Raw genomic sequence first — 15,843 nt, 5'->3', positions numbered from 1 at the left:
AGTGGTGCGCACAGCACACCCTACGCACTGCCCCGCTCAATCGAGACGTAACAGATGACCATCAATACCAAAGCCTACCGCGCCGCCATCCTGCACAGCCTCGCCGACCCCGCCGTGGTCGGTGTCGAGCAGTCCTATGAATATTTCGAGGACGGCATCCTGCTGATCGAAAACGGCAAGGTCGCCCAGGTTGGCCCCGCCGCCGAGCTGTTGCCGAAGCTGGCCGGCGTCGAGGTTCAACACTACCGCGACGCGCTGATTACCCCCGGTTTCATCGACACCCACATCCACTACCCGCAGACCGGCATGATCGCCTCCTACGGCGAGCAACTGCTGGACTGGCTCAACACCTACACCTTCCCCACCGAGCGGCAGTTCGAAGACAAGGCCCATGCCAGCGACGTGGCGGCGATCTTCCTCAAGGAACTGCTGCGCAACGGCACCACCACCGCCCTGGTGTTCGGCACCGTGCATCCGCAGTCGGTGGACGCCTTCTTCGAGCAGGCCGACAAGCTCAACCTACGCATGATCGCCGGCAAGGTGCTGATGGATCGCAACGCCCCGGACTACCTGACCGACACAGCCGAGTCCGGCTACGCCGAGAGCAAGGCACTGATCGAGCGTTGGCACGGCAAGGGCCGCCTGCACTATGCGGTCACCCCGCGCTTCGCCCCCACCAGCACGCCAGAGCAGCTGGAGCTGGCCGGCAAGCTGCTGGGCGAGTACCCGGATCTGTACATGCACACCCACCTGTCCGAGAACCGCAAGGAAATCGAATGGGTCAAGGAACTGTTTCCCGAGCGCAAGGGCTACCTGGACGTCTATGACCACCACAAGCTGATCGGCCCGCGCGCGGTGTTCGCCCATGGCGTGCACCTGTGCGACGACGAGTGCACGCGCCTCGCCGAAACCGGCTCGGCCGTGGCCTTCTGCCCGACCTCCAACCTGTTCCTCGGCAGCGGCCTGTTCGACCTGAACAAGCTGGAAGCCCATGGCGTGCGCGTCGGGCTGGGTACCGATGTCGGCGCCGGCACCAGCTTCAGCCAGCTGCAGTCGCTGAACGAGGCGTACAAGATCATGCAGCTGCAGGGCAAGAAACTCGACCCGTTCAAGTCGCTGTACCTGGCCACCCTGGGCGGTGCCAATGCACTGTATCTGGACGACAAGCTGGGCAACTTCCTGCCCGGCAAGGACGCCGACTTCCTGGTGCTGGACTACAACGCCACACCGCTGATGAGCTACCGCATGCAGCAGGCCAGAAGCCTGGAGGAACGCCTGTTCGCCCTGACCATGCTCGGCGATGACCGCGCAGTGAAGGAAACCTTCGCCACTGGCGTGTCGGTGCACCAACGCGAAGCCTGAACACCGGGTCTACAACGCAGCCACCTCAAGCCGGCGCCTCAGCAGTCGCTGGCCGCCAGGAAGATCGCCGCCAGCGCTTCGATACCCGCCTGATCCACCTCGGTGAAACGCCCGACCGACGGGCTGTCCAGGTCCAGCACCCCGATCAGGCGCCCTTCCTTGACCAGCGGCACCACCAGTTCGCTGTTCGAAGCGCTGTCACAGGCGATATGGCCGGCGAACGCATGCACATCCTCCACGCGCTGCGTCTGCAGGCTGGCCGCTGCCGCGCCGCAAACGCCACGCCCGAAGGCAATGCGTACACAGGCCACCTTGCCCTGAAACGGCCCGAGTACCAGTTCGCCGTCCTTCACCAGATAGAAACCGGCCCAGTTCAGATCCGCCAGCTCATGAAAGAGAAAAGCGGAGAACTGCGCGGCGTTGGCGATGAAGTCGCGCTCGCCCGCCAGCAGCGCCTCCAGTTGCGCAGCCAGCAGCGGATAGCCATCCATCCCGGCGCCAGTCTGGGAAAGGTCGATCATGGTTGTTGCTCCAACAGTTGCAGCCCGACCCAGTGGCGGGCGAATTGATAAGCGCAGCGGCCGTTGCGATTGCCCCGAGCCAGCGCCCAGCGAATGGCGGCCTTTTCCAGCGCCTCGTCCCAGGCCCAGTCCAGGCCCACCTGGCGCGCCTGCACGCCGACCCAGTGACGCACCACGATCAGGTAGTGGTCCTGGCTGAAGGGGTAGAACGACAGCCACAGACCGAAACGGTCCGACAGCGCGATCTTGTCTTCCACCGCCTCGCTGGGATGCAGCTCGCCGTCGACCATCTTCCAGTTCTCGTTGTCACTCTGACGCTCGGGCACCAGGTGACGACGATTGGACGTGGCATACAGCAGCACATTGTCCGGCGCCTGCTCCAGCGAACCGTCAAGCACGGTCTTGAGCACGCGATAGTCGCCCTCGCCGGCTTCGAACGACAGGTCGTCGCAGAACAGCACGAAGCGCTGCGTCAGCCCGGCCAGCAAGGCAACCACGCGCGGCAGGTCGGCCAGATGATCACGCTCGATTTCGATCAGGCGCAGCCCGGCCGCGGCATGCTCGGCCAGCAGCGCCCGTACCAGCGACGACTTGCCGGTGCCGCGCGCGCCCCACAGCAGGGCGTGATTGGCCGGCAGGCCTTTGACGAACTGGCGGGTGTTGCGCGCCAGCTGCTCGCGCTGGGCGTCGACACCGAGCAGGTCGCTCAAGGACAGGTCCAGGCTGACGTCCAACGGCTGCAGAAAGCCGCTGCGCCCATCGCGCACCCAGCGGGCCGCCACGCACTGCTGCCAGTCCAATTCGGGGCGCAGAGCCGGCAACAAGGGCTCGAGACGCTCCAGCACCTGCTCGGCGCGGATTAGAAAACTCTGCAATCGGGAATCCACGATCCACTACTCCTTTTGCGCAGAACCGCACGTTGCGGAGTCTGCGATATAGCGCCGCTATCGGCTATGCTTGGCAGGCGCTCAGGATCAGAGACCATAACCGCCTTGATGGATATTTCGCTCACCCACCGCCTGTCATTCAAACAGGCCGGCCTTACCGTGCTGGTGGCGTTTATCCTCGGCACGCTGCTCAGCGTCACTCAAGTGGCCGTGGATTATGCCAGCGAAGAGGCCTCCATCAACCGCGAGATTCGCGCGCTGCTGGAAATCAGCCACAACCCGGCCGCCCGCATCGCCTACAACATCGACGCCGAACTGGCTCAGGAGCTGGTGCTCGGCCTGCTGCGCTCGCCTGCCGTCACCCGCGCCGAACTGATCGACAACAGCGGCCTGGTGCTGGCCAGTGTCAGCCGCCCGCGTCGCGAAAGTCGCTATCGGGTGTTCAGCGACAGCCTGTTCGGCGCCCAGCGGCAATTCTCCGACCCGCTCTACGTCGCCCATGCCCCCAACGAGGCGCTCGGCGTGCTGCATCTGGAGGTGGACACCTACGCCTTCGGCAGCCACTTTCTGCGGCGCTCGCTACTGACCCTGCTGACCGGCTTCGCTCGCAGCCTGCTGCTCTCGCTGATTCTCTTGGTGCTGTTCTACTTCATGCTGACCAAGCCCCTGGTCGGCGTGATCCGCGCACTCAGCGAGCGCAACCCGCAGGACCCACAGCACCGCCCGGTCCCCTGCCCGAAAGGCCATGAGCGCGACGAGATTGGCACGCTGGTGGAGGTCACCAATCGCCAGCTGTCGAGCATCGCCAAGGAGATCGAGCAGCGCCGCCATGCGGAAGACCGCCTGACCCAGTACCTGGCCGAGCTGGAAAACATCGTCTCGGCACGTACCGCCGAACTCAAGGCCACCAACGCCCGCCTCAGCCGCTCCAATGCCGAGCTGGAGGTGGCGCGCACCACGGCGCTGAACATGGCCCAGGCCCGCTCGGCCTTCCTGGCCAACATGAGTCACGAGATTCGCACCCCGCTCAATGGCCTGCTGGGTATGCTCGCCCTGGCCCTGGATGGCCCGCTCAGCGCCGAGCAACGGCAGCAGCTGGGCATCGCCCACGACTCCGGCAAGGTGCTGGTGGAGCTGCTCAACGACATTCTCGATCTCTCCAAGTTCGAGGCCGGGCAGTTGGAGCTGGAACAGATTCCCTTCGACCTCGGCGTGCTGGCCGAGGAAACTGCCAGCCTGCTGTCGCAGAACGCCGCCGGCGCGGTGGAGCTGACCTGCCTGATCGACCCGCAGCTGCCGGCACAGGTCGTCGGCGACCCGACCCGCGTGCGCCAGATCGTCAGCAACCTGCTGTCCAACGCCTTGAAATTCACCCGTTTCGGCCGCGTCGACCTGCAGGTGGTGCGCACTGACGAAGGCGTCGGCATCCGCGTCCGCGACACCGGCATCGGCATCGCCGCAGATGCCCAGGCACGCATCTTCCAGCCGTTCGCCCAGGCCGAGGTCGGCATCACGCGCGAATACGGCGGTACCGGCCTGGGCCTGGCGCTGACCCGCCGCCTCTGCGAAGCCATGCACGGCAGCCTCAGCCTGCAATCGAAAGAAGGTTTCGGCAGCGAGTTCTATGCGCAGCTGCCGCTACCTGACCATGGTGGGCCCGCCCCGCAACCGCGCCTGCAAGGTCGTATCGTCGCCCTGACCCCCGCCAGCAGCGGCCTGCAGCAGATGCTCAGCCAATGGCTGCCGACCTGGGGCCTGGACTACCAGCGCCTGGACACCGATGCCAGCCTGCTGGGCATCGAGGCCGACCTGCTGATCAGCGATTGCCCCGAATGCCTGCTCGGCATACGTCCTGCCGTGGGCACGCCCATCCTCCTGGTCACGGCCTACGGCAACTTCCTGCCCAACGATCAAGCCCTGCGTCTCGCCCCGCTGCAGCAGATCGCCCGGCCGCTGGCCCGCAGCGGGCTGCTGCAGGTGTTGCGGCACACCTTTCACAGCGATACCGCCGACGCCCAGAGCCAGGCTCAGACCCAGCCTCAGCGCGAGCGCTCGGCCCGCGTGCTGCTGGTGGAGGACAATCCGGTCAACCAGATGGTGGCCAAGGGCATGCTGGCCAAGCTGGGCTGCCAGGTGCTGGTCGCCGGCCATGGCGGCGAAGCGCTGGAAGCACTCGAATGGGAGCCCGTCGATCTGGTGCTGATGGATTGCAACATGCCGGTGATGGATGGCTACGAGGCCAGCCGCCGCATTCGCGCCAACGGTCGCTGGCCGGAGCTGCCCATCGTGGCGCTGACCGCCAACGCCCTGTCCGACGAACGCGAGCGCTGCCGCGCCGCCGGCATGAACGACTACCTGGCCAAACCCTTCCGCCGCGAGGAACTGGCCGCCATGCTCGACAGCTGGCTGCCTGTCGAAGTCACGCGCTGAAGCGGGTCAGCAGACGATCCAGGCTGCGGCGCAGGCCATCCATTTCCAGCAGGTCATCATCGCCCAGCTGACACAGCAGCTGCGCCTTGAGCGGCGCGACCTGCGCCCGCAACGCTCTGCCTGCCTCGCTCAGGGTCAGATGCACCTCACGCTCATCCGCCTCGGCGCGGCGTCGCAGCACCAGGCCCATCTGCTCCAGGCGCTTGAGCAAGGGCGTGAGGGTGCCCGAATCCAGCTGCAGGCGTTGCCCGAGCGCCTTGAGCGTCGGCTGTTCGGGGGCCTGCTCCTGCCACTCCCACAGCACCAGCATCGCCAGGTACTGCGGGTAGGTCAGACCGAGGGCATCGAGCATCGGCTTGTAGGCGCGTATGACCGCGCGCGAGGCGGCGTAAAGCTTGAAGCACAGCTGGTTGTCCAGCTGCAGCCCGGCGGTATCGAAAGCGGTCATTTGAGCAGGGCTTCGATCTCGCTGGAGAGCTCTTCGGGCTTGGTGGTCGGGGCGAAGCGCTTGACCACCTGGCCATCCTTGCCGATCAGAAACTTGGTGAAGTTCCATTTGATGCCCTGGCTGCCGAGCAGGCCAGGGGCGCGCTTCTTCAGTTGCACGAACAGCGGGTGAGCGTCGGCACCGTTGACGTCGACCTTCTTGAACAGCGGGAAGCTGACGCCGAAGTTCAGCTCGCAGAACTCGGAGATGGCACCCTCGTCGCCCGGCTCCTGCTTGCCGAACTGGTTGCAGGGGAAGCCGAGCACTACCAGGCCCCTGTCCTTGTACTGCTGCCAGACGCTTTCCAGGCCCTTGTACTGCGGGGTGAATCCGCACTTGCTGGCGGTGTTGACCACCAGTACGGCCTTGCCGTCGAAGTCGGCCAGGGTCTTCTGCTCGCCCTTGATGGTGGTGACCGGGATATCGAAAAGTGCGTTGCTCATGAGGAATCGTCCTGAGTGGGCTGGAAGCTGGGAGCAAAATAGCGAGCAATTAAATTGCATGCAATTTAATTTCAGCAATATAAGGCGCGTGGATTACCCCTCATCCAAACCCAAAGAGACCGACAGCCAACAGGAACCTATGGAGGCTCCGCCCTGTATCTGAGGGGCACAGGATCAAGTCACCAGACGATGGGCCTTGCGAGTCATTCGTCGTTCCGGGGGCACGCCGCCAAGCCAGAGCCATGTGCCCATGTTCCGAAAAAAAGACCGGGCAGAGGTCGCCCCCTGCCCGGCCTTGTGCAACGGTGCTTACCAGCTGAGCACGGCACCCACGGCGAAGGTGTCGGTGTCCTCGTTCAGACCGCTGCCTGCGGCGGCGTCGATCTGGTACTGGTTGTACTCGGCGACCAGCTTGAGGTTGTCGTTGATGGTGCGGAAGTAGGCAATGCCGCGGGTCTCGTAGTCCGCTGCCACGCCCAGGCCGTTGCCGTCGTCCTCGGTCTTGCCGTAGGACAGCGCCACGCGGTTCTTGCCCCATGTGTAGGAACCCTGCAACAGGTAGCCGTCGCTGTCGATGTCACGCAGGGTCGGCTCGCCCAGGTTGTTGGTGAAGAAGGGGTTGATGCCCTTGGCCTGGAAGCCCGAACCGGTCAGCGACAGGCCGCCGAACTTGGCCTGCACGCCATAGCCGAGGCCCTTGGAGGTGACCTTGTCGACGGTGTCGTCGGTGTTCTCCGAGGTCTGGTAGGCGCCGTTGACCCAGGTGTAGATGGTCGAGCCGCCCACATCGAACTGGTAGCTGACTTCCGATTCGAAGCGCGGGTTTTCCTGGTAGGCCTTGCCGGTCGGGCTGTCGTCGTTGGTGTCGACCGGGTCCATGATGCCAACCGCCAGACGCAAGCCTTCGGCCAGGTTGTTGTTGCGGTAGGTGATCTGCGAGGTCGGGAACGGGTACGGGTAGCCGGTGCCGATGTTGCCGAAGGACACGCCGTTGCCGTCCACCAGGCCGAGGGTATCGGAGACGTTGCCGTAACCGGCCAGCAGCTCGTCGAGGAAGATGTTGGAGCGCGAGAACAGGCCGAAGTCCTTGCCCACCAGCACCTCGCCCCACTCCGGGCTGGAGACGGTGCCGTAGAACTGACGCACGTCGATGGCGGTATCGGTGCCGTTGGTTTCGCTATCGTTGATGGTCACCCAGAACGAGGAGCGGCCGCCCAGTTTGAGATCGTCGATCTGCTTGCCGAAGTTGAAGCCGATCCAGTTGGGCAGAAAGCCCATCTTCACCCGCGACTGACGACGGTCGAACTGCTCGCCCTCGCGATCGACGTCACTGTTGACGTAGAAGGCGTTGATATAGCCGTCGGTGGAAAAGGTGGTGTCGTCCTTGTCGTACAGGACGATTTCGGCGGCGGCCTGCTGGGTGCCGACCAGCGCTACGGCCGCAGCCAGGGCAAGGGGCAGAAACCGGGGGTTGGCGATCTTCTTGTTGTGCATAACGCTCTCCGCTTGAGTGGTCGACCGCCAGGGCAGTCGGGTCGGAGGCGATTATCGAAAGGCGCCAGGGCAGGCCATACGCTGCCTTGGCAGCGTTTGCCTGCTGCTTTGGCGCGCCCTGCCCGGCTTGCCCCGGGCGACCCGCGACCGGGCTGCTACCGGTAGCGGGCGAAAGGTCGTAGTACCGGCACAATCCTTGGGCGTAGAAGCGCACGGCGCATCCATCCCGTAGGGTGCGCTGCGCGCACCACAGGCCGCCGAGGAATCGAGGGAGAAGAAAAATCGCGCCTAGGCGTGTGGTCCAGGCCCGCTGGCCAGCACCCGCCAGCTGCCGCTTTGCAACAACTGCGCATAGGCCGCCTGCAGCTCATCCTGCGTCAGCTCAGCCAATGCCTGGCGCACCCGTTGCGGGCGCTCTTCATTCAGTCCAGCCAGCTGTAATTGCCACAGCTGTTCGGCACGCGCCACATTGCCCTTGGGCGTTCGCAGAGCCTGCGCCAGTTCCTCGCGGCAGCGCTCGAACTCCGCATCCGGCAGCTCGGCGATCCGCTGGCGCTGCTGGTCGAGAAAGCTGCGGATATGCGCGAATATGCCGGCCGCCTCGCACACCGGCGACTGCAGGGCGAACAGCAGCACGCGCTCGCCCTGCACCTGGCGGTAGCCGGCAAACAGCGCATAGCCCAGTTGCAGCTCGCCGCGCAGACGGCGATAGAAAGCCCCCTGCAGCAGTTGCCCTAGCAGGCGCCAGGCCGCCTCGCTGCGCGGCTCGTCATCCGCCAGCGGGCATAGCAGCACCAGCGCCGCATCACCACCCGGCTGCGCCACCTCACGCCACAGCAGCTCGTGGTTTGACACCGCCTGCGGCTGCCCGGCGGGCAAGGGTTCGACCGCGGCGAACAGCGCCTCCAGCTGCGCCCGCTTGCCCTCACCCAGGCCGACGCTAAGCCCCTGCAGACCCAAGCCGCCCCGGGCACCGCCCAGCTCCGGCAGGCACTGCAGCAACCGGCGCAGCAGCAGGCCTTCCGGCACCGACTCGGCCACCTCGGGCAGCGGCGCCAGCAACAGCGGCAACAGCCGCGCGCTACAGGCCGGCAACAGGGCCGCAGCGCCGTGCAGCGCCAGGCTCCAGGCGCCCGGCTCGACGCCCAGCTGCAAGGCGACGCCCAGGCGTTCGCAGGCGCGTTGCACATCGGCGATACGCGCCTGCAGCATCGCCTGCAACTGGGGCAGCGAATGCTGCCCGGCAATCTCGCCGCGCCAGTGCAACGCCGCCGGCCCACCAGCGGCCGCGCCGGGATGGTGACGCAAGCGGGCAGGCGGCAGGCTGGGCGACGCCGCATCGGTCAGCGCCAGCAGCGATTCGACCGCTGCCAGCCCCCCGCTCAGCTGCGCTGCGGGCAGTTCGCGCGCCGGCAATGCAGCCAGCGGCAGCGCCAGGCCAATGGCCGGCCACGCTGGCCGCTGCTGCTTGTCGCAAACGAGCTCGATCAGCCCGGCGCCTTCGGCCAGCTGGACAAGCAAGGCATCGAGCGTGAGCAACAGGCTGGCGTCGTCCGTATCGGGCTCCTGCAGGCTGCGCGCCAATGCCAGCGGCCCCGCTCCGAACTGGCGCAACGTCTGGGCCTGGCGCCAGTCGGCCAGACGCGCCGGCCAGAGCGGGTCCAACCGCACCCGGGCGAGCCAGCCCTGCAGTTCGGCGATCAGTTGGCCGCCCCGCTGCGCCTCGGCGCCAGCGAAGTCCAGGCGCAGCAGACACTGTCCGGCATGCCGGTACAGCACCCGCGCCTGCAGCTGTCGGCACAGCCGCGCCGCGCGCAGGCCGGCAAGCAGTCCGCCGGGTGCCGGGTCCTGCAGCACGTCCAGCAGCAGCTCCAGCGCAGGCATCAGCCCGGGTTCATCCAGCTGCACGGCGTAACCCAGGTACAGCGCTTCGACAGCATGCTGCAGGCCCGGGCGCGGCGCCCGCAGCGGCAGCATGGACGGCGGCGCTTCGCGCGCCACCGCCTCACCCGCCGGCAGCTCTTCCAACAGGGCCCGGCCAATCTCCAGCAGCTCAGCCAGCGGCTGCGGCCCGACCAGCGTCAGGCGCATGTTGCCGGCCTGGTAATGGCGGCGATGATAGCCCTGCAGCGCCTCCTGGAACGCGCTCTGCTCCAGCGCCAGGCTGGTGCGCTCGCCGGCCAGGAAGTCGCCGCAGCGATGCCCCGCCGCCAGCGCCTGGCCGAGGGCGTGATCGATGCGGCTGTCGGCGTCCTGGCTACGCGCCTGATACTCGGCATCCAGCACCTCGCGCTCGCGCCGCTGTGCGGCGCCATCGAGCAGCGGCCAGCGCAACATGTCGAGCAGGCGCGCCAACGCCGGCTGCAAGCGCTCGGCCGGCAGCTCGCAGACGAAATCGGTATGGCGCGCCTGGGTCGAGGCGTTGACCTGGCCGCCGCAACCCTGGGTATAGGCCATCAGCCCCTGCTCGACGCCATAACCGCGGCTGCCGAGAAACAGCAGATGCTCGAGAAAATGCGCCAGCCCCGGGTACGCGGCCGGCTCGTCGTGACTGCCCGCCGCCATCCGCAGGCAGATCCCCACACGTTCGGCCCAGGGCTGCTGCGCCACGCACAGCTCGGCGCCGTTGGCCAGGCGCAGCCGCTGCATGGGGACGGAAGCTAGATGCGACATCGATCATTCTCGGACGACAGGTCAGCAGCTTCAGCCTAACCGACTGCGCCTGGCAATGCTGCTTTGGAACGACATGGACAGAACGGTCATCGGCTTGCGAGCTGCACGACGACCGGCGGCTTGACCGCAACCACGGCAAACCAAATACTGTATGCATAGACAGTATTTGGAGTTTTCACCGCCATGTCTGCCGTGGTCGCCCTCGAGCACCTCTTCGACAGTCGCCGCCTCTGGCGTGCCCAGGACGTTGCCCGCGCGCCCAGTCGCCAAGCGACCGGGCATGCCGCGCTGGACGCCCTGCTGCCCGGCGGCGGCTGGCCCGACTCGGCGCTGAGCGAACTGTTGGTGTCCGCCTCCGGAATCGGCGAACTGCGCCTGCTGTGGCCGACCCTGGCGCGGCTGACCCAGGCCGGCGAGCGCGTGGTGCTGGTCGCCCCGCCTCATCTGCCCTACCCCCAGGCCTGGTTGGCGGCACAGGTCGATCTGCGCCAGCTGAGCATCGTCCATGCCCAGGGCCGCGACGCGCTGTGGGCAGCCGAGCAATGCCTGCGTTCGGGCAGTTGCGGCGCGGTGCTGTGCTGGCCGCAGCAGGCCGATGATCGCGCCCTGCGCCGCCTGCAGGTGGCGGCCGAGACCGGGCAGACCCTGGCCTTCGCCTACCGCCCGCTGGGCGAGGCGATCAACCCGTCACCGGCAGCCCTGCGCCTGGCCATCGAGGCCCGGCCGGCGCAGCTGCGCGTGCTCAAGTGCCGCGGCGGCCTGGCTCCGGCGCAGCCGCTGCCGGTCGCGGCCTGGTCCTGAGATGAACCCGCTCTGGGCCTGCATCCTGCTGCCGCAGCTGGCGCTCGATGGCGTCATGCGCCAGCGCGTCGATCCGGCCGAGCCGCTGGTGCTGCTCGGCGGCCCGCCACAGCGGCGCGTGCTGCAGGCGGTCAACCCGGCGGCGCGGGCGCTGGGCCTCAAGCCCGGCCAGCTGCTCAGCGCAGCGCAGGCGCTGACCCGCGGCTTCGCCAGCGCCGACTATGACCTTGCCGCCATCGAACGCTGGCAGCAGTTTCTCGCTGCCTGGGCCTATGGTTTCAGCGCCCAGGTCAGCCTGCACTACCCGCGCTGCCTGTTGCTGGAAGTGGGTTCCAGCCTCGGCCTGTTCGGCCCCTGGCCGCGCTTCGAGGCACGCCTGCGCCGGGAGCTGGGCGAGCTGGGTTTCCAGCAGCGCATCACCCTGGCGCCCAATCCGGTCGCCGCGCGCATGCTGGCCAACGTCCACGACGGCCTGGCGATCGGCGACGCGGCCGAGCTGCGCGCCGCGCTCGAGCGCCTGCCAGTCGAGCGTATCGGCCTGTCCCGCGAGACCGCCTCCGCCCTCGCCCGCATGGGCCTGCGCAGCCTGCAGCAGTTGCTCGCGCTGCCGCGTGACGGTCTGGCGCGGCGCTTTCCGGCCGAGCTGCTGCGCCACCTCGACAGCCTGCTCGGCGAACGGGCGCTGGCCCTGGAGTTCTACCGCCCGCCGGATCGTTTCGATGCGCGCATCGAGCTCAACTTCGAGGTCGAGTCGCACCAGGCGCTGCTGTTTCCGCTGCGCCGCCTGACCGCCGATCTGGCCGCCTACCTGGCCGGGCGCGACAGCGGCGTGCAGCGCTTCACCCTGCATCTAGAGCACCGCAATCGCCCGGCCAGCCAGCTGGTGGTGGGCCTGCTCAGCGCCGAGCGCGATCCGGCCATGCTGCTGGAGCTGACCCGCGGCCGCCTGGAGCAGCTGCAACTGCCGGCGCCGGTGCTGGCGCTGCGTCTGGAGGCCCGCGAGCTGCCGGCCTTCGCTCCGCAGCACCGCCAGCTGTTCGACGAGCGACCGCAGCAGTCGCTGCCCTGGGAGCAACTGCGCGAACGCCTGCGTGCGCGCCTCGGCGACGAGGCGGTACAGGGCCTTGGCGTCCGCGCCGATCACCGCCCGGAGCAAAGCTGGCAGACCGAGAGCGACCGGCGCACACCGCCGCTGCCCAGCGTCGGGCCGCGTCCCGGCTGGCTGCTGGGCGAACCTCAGCCGCTGGCCGAGGCCGGCCTGCTGATCCTCGCCGGGCCCGAGCGCATCGAATCGGGCTGGTGGGACGGCGGCGACCTGCGCCGCGACTATTACCTGGTGCAAACCCGCAGCGGCCAGCGCGCCTGGGCCTTTCGCCCGGTCGGCGGCGCAGGGCCGCTGCAACTGCACGGCTGGTTCGCATGACGCCCGACTACGCCGAGCTGCACTGCCTGTCCAATTTCAGCTTTCAACGTGGAGCCTCCAGCGCCCGCGAGCTGTTCGAGCGCGCCGCGCGCCTCGGCTACCGGGCCCTGGCGATCACCGACGAATGCACGCTCGCCGGCATCGTGCGCGCCTGGCAGGCGGCCAGGGAGACCGGCCTGGCGCTGATCGTCGGCAGCGAGATGCCTATCGAGGGCGGCCCCAAGCTGGTGCTGCTGGCCGAGGATCTGGCCGGTTACCAGGCGCTGTGCCGGCTGATCACCGTCGCCCGGCGCCGCGCCGAGAAGGGTCGCTACCGCCTGCTGCGCGAGGACCTCGACACGCCGCTGGCCGGCCTGCTGGCGATCTGGCTGGCCGAACCGCAGGCCAGCGAGCACGAGGGCATCTGGTTGCGCCAGCGTTTTGCCAACCGCCTGTGGCTGGGCATCGAACTGCACCGCGGCGCCGACGATGCCGCCCGCCTGCGCCAGTTGCAGGCCCTGGCCGCGAGCCTGGGCATTCCCGCCCTGGCCTGCGGCGACGTGCATATGCACGCCCGCGGCCGCCGCGCCCTGCAGGACTGCATGAGCGCCATCCGCCAGCATCTGCCGGTGGCCGAAGCCGGCGCCTGGCTGTTTCCCAATGGCGAGCGCCACCTGCGCCGCCGCGAGGAACTGGCCGAGCTGTATCCGCAGGCGTTGCTCGACGAGACGCTACGAGTTGCCGCGCGCTGCCGCTTCGAGCTCCGCGAGCTGCAGTATCAGTACCCGCACGAACTGGTGCCGGCCGGCCACAACGCAACCTCCTGGCTGCGTCATCGGGTCGAAGAAGGCCTGCGCTGGCGCTGGCCGAACGGTGCCAGCGCCAAGGTGCGGGCGCAGGTCGAGCACGAGCTGCAGCTGATCGTCGAACTGGAATACGAAAGTTACTTTCTCACCGTGCACGACATCGTCCGCTGGGCCCGCGAGCAGCACATCCTCTGCCAGGGCCGTGGCTCGGCGGCCAACTCGACCGTGTGCTTCGCCCTCGGCATCACCGAACTGAACCCGGACAACTCGGGCAGCCGGCTGCTGTTCGAACGCTTTCTCTCGCGCGAGCGCAACGAGCCGCCGGATATCGACGTCGACTTCGAGCACGAGCGCCGCGAGGAAGTCATCCAGTATGTATTTCGCCGCTATGGCCGCCAACGCGCGGCGCTCACCGCGGTGGCCAGCACCTACCACGGCGCCGGCGCACTGCGCGACGTGGCCAAGGCGCTTGGCCTGCCGCCCGACCAGGTTGGCGCCCTGGCCGACTGCTGCGGACGCTGGAGCGACCGCATACCGGACGCCGAGCGTCTGCGCGAGGCCGGCTTCGACCCGGACAGCCCGTCATTGCACCGCATCCTGACCCTGGCCGGCGAGCTGATCGGCTTTCCCCGCCACCTGTCGCAGCACCCGGGCGGCTTCGTCATCTCCGAACACCCGCTGCAGACCCTGGTGCCGGTGGAGAACGCCAGCATGGCCGAGCGCACCGTGATCCAGTGGGACAAGGACGACCTCGACCTGGTCGGCCTGCTCAAGGTCGATATCCTCGCCCTCGGCATGCTCAGCGCGCTGCGCCGCTGCTTCGCCCTGATCGAGCGCTACCGCGGCACCCGCTGGACCCTGGCCAGCCTGCCGCAGGAGGATGCGGCGACCTACGCCATGATCAGCCGCGCCGACACCGTCGGCGTGTTCCAGATCGAGTCGCGCGCGCAGATGGCCATGCTGCCGCGCCTGCGCCCGAAAAAATTCTACGATCTGGTGATCCAGGTGGCCATCGTCCGCCCCGGGCCGATCCAGGGCGACATGGTTCATCCCTATCTGCGCCGGCGCAACGACGAGGAGCCGGTGGAATATCCTTCAGACGAATTACGACCGGTGTTCGCACGCACCCTCGGCGTGCCGCTGTTTCAGGAGCAGGTGATGGAGCTGGCCATGGTCGCCGCCGATTACAGCCCCGGCGAGGCCGACGAGCTGCGCCGCTCGATGGCCGCCTGGAAGCGCCACGGCGGGCTGGAGCCGCATCGCCAGCGGCTCACCTCACGCATGCTGGAAAAAGGCTACACGGCGGAATTCACCGCGCGCATCTTCCGCCAGATCGAGGGCTTCGGCAGCTACGGCTTCCCCGAATCCCACGCCGCCAGCTTCGCCCTGCTCACCTACGCCAGTTGCTGGCTGAAATGTCACGAGCCGGCCGCCTACGCCTGCGCCCTGGTCAACAGCTGGCCGATGGGCTTCTACAGCCCCGACCAGGTACTGCAGGACGCCCGCCGCCACGGCATCAAGGTGCGCCCGGCGGACGTACGCCACAGCGCCTGGGACTGCAGCCTGGAGCCAAGCGGCGGCGAGCAGCCGGCAATCCGCCTGGGGCTGCGCCTGCTGCGCGGCTTTCGCGAGGAGGATGCCCTGCGCATCGAGGCGGCGCGGCAGGCGGCGCCCTTCACCGATGTGGACGACCTGTGCCGACGCGCCGCACTGGATGCCCGCGCGCGCGAGTGCCTGGCGGACGCCGGCGCCCTGCGCGGTCTGGCCGGCAACCGTTATCGCGCCCGCTGGGCGGTGGCCGGAGTGGAACCGCAGCTGCCGCTGTTCGCCGGCCATTCCAGCCGTGAAGAACCCGTGGCGCTGCCACGGCCCACGGTCGGCGAAGACCTGCTGACGGATTACGCCACCTTCGGCACCACCCTCGGCCCGCACCCGCTGGCGCTGCTGCGCGAACGACTGAGGGCCAAACGCTGCCGCAGCTCGCACGAACTGGGCACAGTCGAGCACGGCCGGCCGGTCAGCGTCGCCGGCCTGGTGATCGGCCGCCAGCGCCCGCAGACCGCCAGCGGGGTGATCTTCGTCACCCTGGAAGACGAGTTCGGCATGGTCAACGTGGTGGTCTGGCATGACCTGGCCGAGCGCCAGCGCCGGGTGCTGCTGCAATCACGCCTGCTGCGCATCGACGGCCACCTGGAAAGCGCCGACGGCGTGCGCCACGTCATCGCCGGACGCCTGACTGACCTGAGCCCGCTGCTGACCGGGCTCGATGTGAAGAGCCGGGATTTTCACTGACCCGGAGCGAGATCAGCACTGGGGCGATAGCCCTTTATGCCATTCGATAACTACTTGATTTGGAAAATGAAATTTGCCGCTGGCGAGTGATCCGTATGTAACGAGCTTTACAGCTGTAAGGCTTACAGCGGAGCTTTCCAACCAAGACTCGCAGGGGAAACGCCTCCTTTCCTGAGGAATCGCACTGTTGAGGCAGAAGCAATACGCGACCACTAATCAGTGCTTCGCGATGGTAGTGCGTTTGC

The 15,843-nt window shown here is 67.6% G+C and carries 11 protein-coding genes; 5 read left to right on the top strand and 6 right to left on the bottom strand.

What is annotated here, in order from left to right; translation table 11 throughout:
- The first annotated feature begins 54 nt into the window (after positions 1-54).
- Positions 55-1,362, top strand: coding sequence for a guanine deaminase (guaD, locus tag L1F06_RS09520; RefSeq protein ID WP_129483369.1), 1,308 nt, complete (start codon positions 55-57; stop codon positions 1,360-1,362).
- A 38-nt stretch (positions 1,363-1,400) separates the two neighbouring features.
- Here the strand turns inward: guaD and L1F06_RS09515 are convergent, their stop codons facing one another.
- Positions 1,401-1,883, bottom strand: a complete 483-nt coding sequence (locus tag L1F06_RS09515; protein WP_003243776.1) for a GAF domain-containing protein — start codon at positions 1,881-1,883, stop codon at positions 1,401-1,403.
- Entirely contained in the window at positions 1,880-2,770 is an 891-nt protein-coding gene (locus tag L1F06_RS09510; protein ID WP_003243774.1) for an ATP-binding protein, read from the bottom strand. Before L1F06_RS09510 ends, L1F06_RS09515 begins: the two co-directional genes overlap by 4 nt.
- Before the next feature lie 66 nt (positions 2,771-2,836).
- Here L1F06_RS09510 and L1F06_RS09505 point away from each other — a divergent pair, with 66 nt between their 5' ends.
- Positions 2,837-5,200, top strand: coding sequence for a response regulator (locus L1F06_RS09505; RefSeq protein WP_435301311.1), 2,364 nt, complete (start codon positions 2,837-2,839; stop codon positions 5,198-5,200).
- On the opposite strand, the gene L1F06_RS09500 is transcribed toward L1F06_RS09505, so the two are convergent.
- From L1F06_RS09500 to pqqF, 4 genes are all read right to left on the bottom strand, one after another.
- On the bottom strand, positions 5,190-5,648 hold the full coding sequence (locus L1F06_RS09500; RefSeq protein ID WP_012018378.1) for a MarR family winged helix-turn-helix transcriptional regulator: 459 nt from the start codon (positions 5,646-5,648) through the stop codon (positions 5,190-5,192). The two genes, L1F06_RS09505 and L1F06_RS09500, sit on opposite strands and share 11 nt — an antisense overlap.
- On the bottom strand, positions 5,645-6,130 hold the full coding sequence (locus L1F06_RS09495; protein ID WP_129483367.1) for a glutathione peroxidase: 486 nt from the start codon (positions 6,128-6,130) through the stop codon (positions 5,645-5,647). The genes L1F06_RS09500 and L1F06_RS09495 overlap by 4 nt, the downstream gene beginning before the upstream one ends.
- 309 nt (positions 6,131-6,439) lie before the next feature.
- The gene (locus L1F06_RS09490) at positions 6,440-7,624 is read right to left on the bottom strand and encodes a porin (protein WP_129483366.1); all 1,185 of its coding nucleotides are present in this window, start codon (positions 7,622-7,624) and stop codon (positions 6,440-6,442) included.
- 288 nt (positions 7,625-7,912) lie between these two features.
- Complete coding sequence (gene pqqF / locus L1F06_RS09485) at positions 7,913-10,297, bottom strand: pyrroloquinoline quinone biosynthesis protein PqqF (RefSeq protein ID WP_129483365.1); 2,385 nt, start codon at positions 10,295-10,297, stop codon at positions 7,913-7,915.
- Between the two features lie 183 nt (positions 10,298-10,480).
- Between pqqF and imuA the strand changes: the two genes are divergently transcribed.
- Genes imuA through L1F06_RS09470 form a run of 3 tightly spaced genes read left to right on the top strand, consistent with a single transcriptional unit; the run spans position 10,481 to position 15,598 of the window.
- On the top strand, positions 10,481-11,098 hold the full coding sequence (gene imuA, locus L1F06_RS09480) for a translesion DNA synthesis-associated protein ImuA (RefSeq protein ID WP_129483364.1): 618 nt from the start codon (positions 10,481-10,483) through the stop codon (positions 11,096-11,098).
- A 1-nt stretch (position 11,099) separates the two neighbouring features.
- Entirely contained in the window at positions 11,100-12,521 is a 1,422-nt protein-coding gene (locus tag L1F06_RS09475; protein WP_129483363.1) for a Y-family DNA polymerase, read from the top strand.
- Positions 12,518-15,598, top strand: coding sequence for an error-prone DNA polymerase (locus tag L1F06_RS09470; protein WP_129483362.1), 3,081 nt, complete (start codon positions 12,518-12,520; stop codon positions 15,596-15,598). The genes L1F06_RS09475 and L1F06_RS09470 overlap by 4 nt, the downstream gene beginning before the upstream one ends.
- The last annotated feature ends 245 nt before the right edge of the window (positions 15,599-15,843 follow it).

Origin of the sequence: Pseudomonas hydrolytica, assembly GCF_021495345.1 — a bacterium.
Taxonomy (GTDB): domain Bacteria; phylum Pseudomonadota; class Gammaproteobacteria; order Pseudomonadales; family Pseudomonadaceae; genus Aquipseudomonas; species Aquipseudomonas hydrolytica.
This window is presented reverse-complemented; position numbering and strand designations above follow the sequence as displayed.

What these genes read in the sequence shown, in the direction of transcription:
- L1F06_RS09505 (WP_435301311.1), top strand. Translation starts at nt 2,837, where the DNA reads ATGCTTGGCAGGCGCTCAGGATCAGAGACCATAACCGCCTTGATGGAT.
- L1F06_RS09470 (WP_129483362.1), top strand. Translation starts at nt 12,518, where the DNA reads ATGACGCCCGACTACGCCGAGCTGCACTGCCTGTCCAATTTCAGCTTT.
- pqqF (WP_129483365.1), bottom strand. Translation starts at nt 10,297, where the DNA reads ATGTCGCATCTAGCTTCCGTCCCCATGCAGCGGCTGCGCCTGGCCAAC.
- L1F06_RS09515 (WP_003243776.1), bottom strand. Translation starts at nt 1,883, where the DNA reads ATGATCGACCTTTCCCAGACTGGCGCCGGGATGGATGGCTATCCGCTG.
- L1F06_RS09495 (WP_129483367.1), bottom strand. Translation starts at nt 6,130, where the DNA reads ATGAGCAACGCACTTTTCGATATCCCGGTCACCACCATCAAGGGCGAG.
- guaD (WP_129483369.1), top strand. Translation starts at nt 55, where the DNA reads ATGACCATCAATACCAAAGCCTACCGCGCCGCCATCCTGCACAGCCTC.
- L1F06_RS09490 (WP_129483366.1), bottom strand. Translation starts at nt 7,624, where the DNA reads ATGCACAACAAGAAGATCGCCAACCCCCGGTTTCTGCCCCTTGCCCTG.
- imuA (WP_129483364.1), top strand. Translation starts at nt 10,481, where the DNA reads ATGTCTGCCGTGGTCGCCCTCGAGCACCTCTTCGACAGTCGCCGCCTC.
- L1F06_RS09500 (WP_012018378.1), bottom strand. Translation starts at nt 5,648, where the DNA reads ATGACCGCTTTCGATACCGCCGGGCTGCAGCTGGACAACCAGCTGTGC.
- L1F06_RS09475 (WP_129483363.1), top strand. Translation starts at nt 11,100, where the DNA reads ATGAACCCGCTCTGGGCCTGCATCCTGCTGCCGCAGCTGGCGCTCGAT.